5 protein-coding genes are annotated in these 3,336 nt (G+C 49.1%); all 5 read right to left on the reverse strand.

What is annotated here, in order from left to right:
* Positions 1-1,424: hypothetical protein (locus tag J5I83_RS03120; RefSeq protein ID WP_304053215.1), on the reverse strand; the 1,424-nt coding region annotated here is incomplete at its 3' end.
* Positions 1,421-1,555: a hypothetical protein gene (locus tag J5I83_RS03125; RefSeq protein WP_304053217.1), complete on the reverse strand. Its 135-nt coding sequence runs from the start codon at positions 1,553-1,555 to the stop codon at positions 1,421-1,423. The genes J5I83_RS03120 and J5I83_RS03125, both read right to left, overlap by 4 nt.
* Positions 1,556-1,629: 74 nt before the next feature.
* Positions 1,630-2,007 (reverse strand): hypothetical protein, encoded by a 378-nt coding sequence (locus tag J5I83_RS03130; protein WP_304053218.1) that lies wholly within the window; start codon positions 2,005-2,007, stop codon positions 1,630-1,632.
* A gap of 12 nt (positions 2,008-2,019) precedes the next feature.
* Positions 2,020-2,667 carry a phage tail tube protein gene (locus tag J5I83_RS03135; RefSeq protein ID WP_304053219.1) on the reverse strand — a complete coding sequence of 216 codons (648 nt, stop codon included), beginning with the start codon at positions 2,665-2,667 and terminating at the stop codon, positions 2,020-2,022.
* 205 nt (positions 2,668-2,872) lie between these two features.
* On the reverse strand, positions 2,873-3,271 hold the full coding sequence (locus tag J5I83_RS03140; RefSeq protein WP_304053221.1) for a phage tail terminator-like protein: 399 nt from the start codon (positions 3,269-3,271) through the stop codon (positions 2,873-2,875).
* Between the last annotated feature and the right edge of the window lie 65 nt (positions 3,272-3,336).

Consider the following 3,336-nt stretch of genomic DNA (forward strand, 5'->3'; position numbering starts at 1 on the left):
TAGCGCTGCAGATTCTTGGTGATTGAATCTACTCTGATTTCCTGGTCTCTTAGAGAACGGTTATAAGCATCTACCCTATCGATGAGCGGCGTTGCAGCGTCCAAAATACCAAGCTGCGCCGCCTCCAGGCGCTTGATTTCCGAGCTTGTTTTGCCAAGTTGAGACGCCTCCTTATTGAGAGAAGAAATAAACCGTTCGCGGTCTGTTACTATCTTTTTTTGCGTATCAGAAAGTTTTTTAAGAGATTGAGCAGCCGCATTACTTCCTTCCGCATCTTTTTTTACCGCCTGCGCTACACTGTCGGTAGAGCTTGCCATCTCTTTACGCGCCTTGATCTGCGCCTCTACTGCATCTCTGTTTTTGGTCAGCGCATTGAATTCTTCGGCCATCATTTTGTTGAACGATGCGCCCAGGTCAAGCGCTTTCTGAAAGTTAAGGGTCAGAACTGCCCCGGCCTGCTCTACTGCGGTCGCGACACCGAATCCAATCGCTTTGAAGATTGATATGACCGCCCGGCCAGAATCCAGGATGAACGCGAAAACACGCGCAATATTGTCACCCCATCGTTCAATCTGCCCTGAACTTGCCAGCGCAGCAATAACCGAATCGATCTCTTTCAGCGTGTTCGAGTAGGTCTGCACAGCCGCCAGCGTTACCGAATCGAACAGGCCGCCCACTTTGACCTTCATGTCCTCAATAATGCGGTCGGTCGATCTGAGCTGTTTCCCTGCGTTATTCATCGCGGCTTCATACACGCCAGCGTTCTTTGATCCCTCTTCCAGCACCACATTGACGCGGGCTTGCATCTTCTGCTGCTCGCTCAATTGCGCTGTGGTGATGCCAAGCTGCTCAGCCATAGCCTTGTAGCTATTCTCGAAGCTGACATTAATGCCGATGCCCCTGAGCACTTCTACCTCTGCCGCAATGATGCCGTGCACCATGCGATCAAGCGCCTCTGATGAGTTAATCTGGCCAATGACTGCTGCATCCTGAGCTGTTCTTGCAAGCTGTGTCGCTTTGGCTAAATCGATGTTCGCCGTGATCAGTCTGGATATGACAGAGCGAGACTCTATCATCGAAATGCCGGACTTCTGCACGGCCTTGGCTACCGAATCAATTTCCTGAGCAGACAACCCGGCATTTCTGCCGACTGCGTGCATGGCAATGCCCAGTTCATTATATGTCTGCGATAGACTCGCCACCTCTCTGATTGCATTGCTGACAGATATCCCGGCAAACACGGTAACCAGTCCAGCGGCGGCTGTTTTCGCTACAGAGAAACCGCGGTCAACTCCCGAAGAAAACTTGTTGACAGCGCTTTCCGTATTCGCACTCGTCTTCGCCAGCTTATCAAGCTCATCCCGAGCTGATTTTATCTGCGTCGAATCCGCCTTTATGATCAGTGAAGCTACTTCTTCGGTCATTTGTTCGCTGCCTGCACCTTGTCGCAGTAGTCTTTAATTTGTATTAGTGAATCAATCAATGCTTCCGCATCTTCAACTCTGAAATACTCGGAGAGCACACCGAGCGCCCCCCAATTTATTTCTGAACCCATTAATTTCCAGATTCTTAAAGCAATCTGATTGATGGGTTGCAACTGAACGTCTGGAGCAAAAGCTTTCGCCCGACTTATTTGTCTGAGGCTTTGGCTTTCGATCCAGATTGCGAGTTTTTTTCCTTGTTTTCCTTCTCTGCTGCTCGAAGCTTGAAGCGATCAATCACCAAGTCAGAGATAGGCCGCCACCACTCCGGCTTGTCCCCAATGACTTCATTGAATAGCTCTTTGTCGAAAGCGATAACGTCATCACCGCCGTCCTCTATTAAGTCCGATTCGGTCACGCCCCGCCATCCATCTACGCACTTGCGCGCAATCTCGGCATCTGTGACTGATTCGCGGCCATAGACAAAAAATTGTTCGGTAGTCGGTAATGAGCCGGTGAAGGTGATATGATCAACCTGCACTTCAAAGCGCCGTTTCTGTCTGATTTTTTCAACGAGAGTGGTCATGTCATCCCCTTCTTAGGATGCAAACCATTGTTCTGGAGCAGCAAACGTCATGCTGGCCTGACCGGTAGCCACTGCGCCCACTGCGCCATCAAATCCACGTCCACCAGCGACATAGGCGTTGAAGATCAATACTTGCCCTGTTTGCGTGGTCACGCGAAAAGCGCGGGTTGTTTTCGCCAGACTGGCTTTTCTTAGTTCAACGATGGTTGCGCCAAGAGGATCTGAGTTCATGTTCATCGTAGCTACAGGTGCATCGTCCAGGCCAAACACTTCAATCTTCTGCGAGCTGGAGATAGGCGTTACATCAATCCGGTTCGGTTGCGGTTCAGGGAAATTGAAGGAGGTGACGTTATCGAAAGCGAGCAGCGTGGAGACCTTCTGAGCTGTGCCGCCAGAGACATACGTAGTCCAGTTTGTTGAATCCAATCCTTCGCATGTGAAATCCACGGTAGTGTTGATGGACTTAACCCGAACTACGCGCTTATTGATCTCGAACATTCCGGCAACCTCATCTATTACGATGAGATCGCCAACTTGAAAATCGTGTGTCGCTGTAATGACCGCTTCAGTCGCTTTTGAGATAGCGGTAATGGTCTTTGCAGCCGCTAAAGCGCTCTGCATCTCAACTTTGGTGTTGAGCAATAATATTGGTGTAGCCATGTGCAATCCTCGCTTTGTTGACGAGGTTGCAAATGACTAGGCGTTGACTAGCGCGGCCTGGTCGCGTGCTCGCGTGGTGATAAACTAAATATGTATCTTGAACTTTACTTGGCTAAATCTTGCTCATTGACCCACGCTTCGTAAGCCTTGATCGCACCTTTTAAAAGCCTGATTAAAGTTCTGTGTAAATTAATTGTCGATGCTGTCATCGTGCCAAAAAAGCCCTATAGCCGATCGTCATAACTATTTTATACCATCCTTGCTCTGAATATCCATTAGCGCGCGCATGACGGGTGATTACAATCTCCTGCCCTGAATATGAAATTTCAGAACCGATTTTGAAATAACTGAAAATTGCGTCAGCTTTCTGCTTTACGGCTATGGAGCCAGAGTCCACCGGATAGCGCAGGATTACCCTAAAAATTCCGTCAGTCTCGTTAGTATGAGATAAATCAGCAGCAGTGATGTCATTTTGTATTACCAGTATTTCAGCGTATGGCGTGCCTGAAATGGGAGCATACGGCAGGTTCTCGTGAGCAATTGGCAGGCCGAACGAGCCGCTTATGAAATGCTGGATTAGCGCCTGGTCGATTTTTATAGTCACCGGCGCGAAACCTCTTTAACAATGCGGTCTATTCTGGCCATGTTCTTATCAATCATGCCGTCACG

This window comes from Nitrosomonas communis (assembly GCF_024102715.1).
Taxonomy (GTDB): domain Bacteria; phylum Pseudomonadota; class Gammaproteobacteria; order Burkholderiales; family Nitrosomonadaceae; genus Nitrosomonas; species Nitrosomonas communis_B.

Bases quoted from the DNA above. Each gene is read 5' to 3' on its own strand.
- J5I83_RS03125 (WP_304053217.1), bottom strand. From the start codon at position 1,555: ATGGGTTCAGAAATAAATTGGGGGGCGCTCGGTGTGCTCTCCGAGTAT.
- J5I83_RS03130 (WP_304053218.1), bottom strand. From the start codon at position 2,007: ATGACCACTCTCGTTGAAAAAATCAGACAGAAACGGCGCTTTGAAGTG.
- J5I83_RS03135 (WP_304053219.1), bottom strand. From the start codon at position 2,667: ATGGCTACACCAATATTATTGCTCAACACCAAAGTTGAGATGCAGAGC.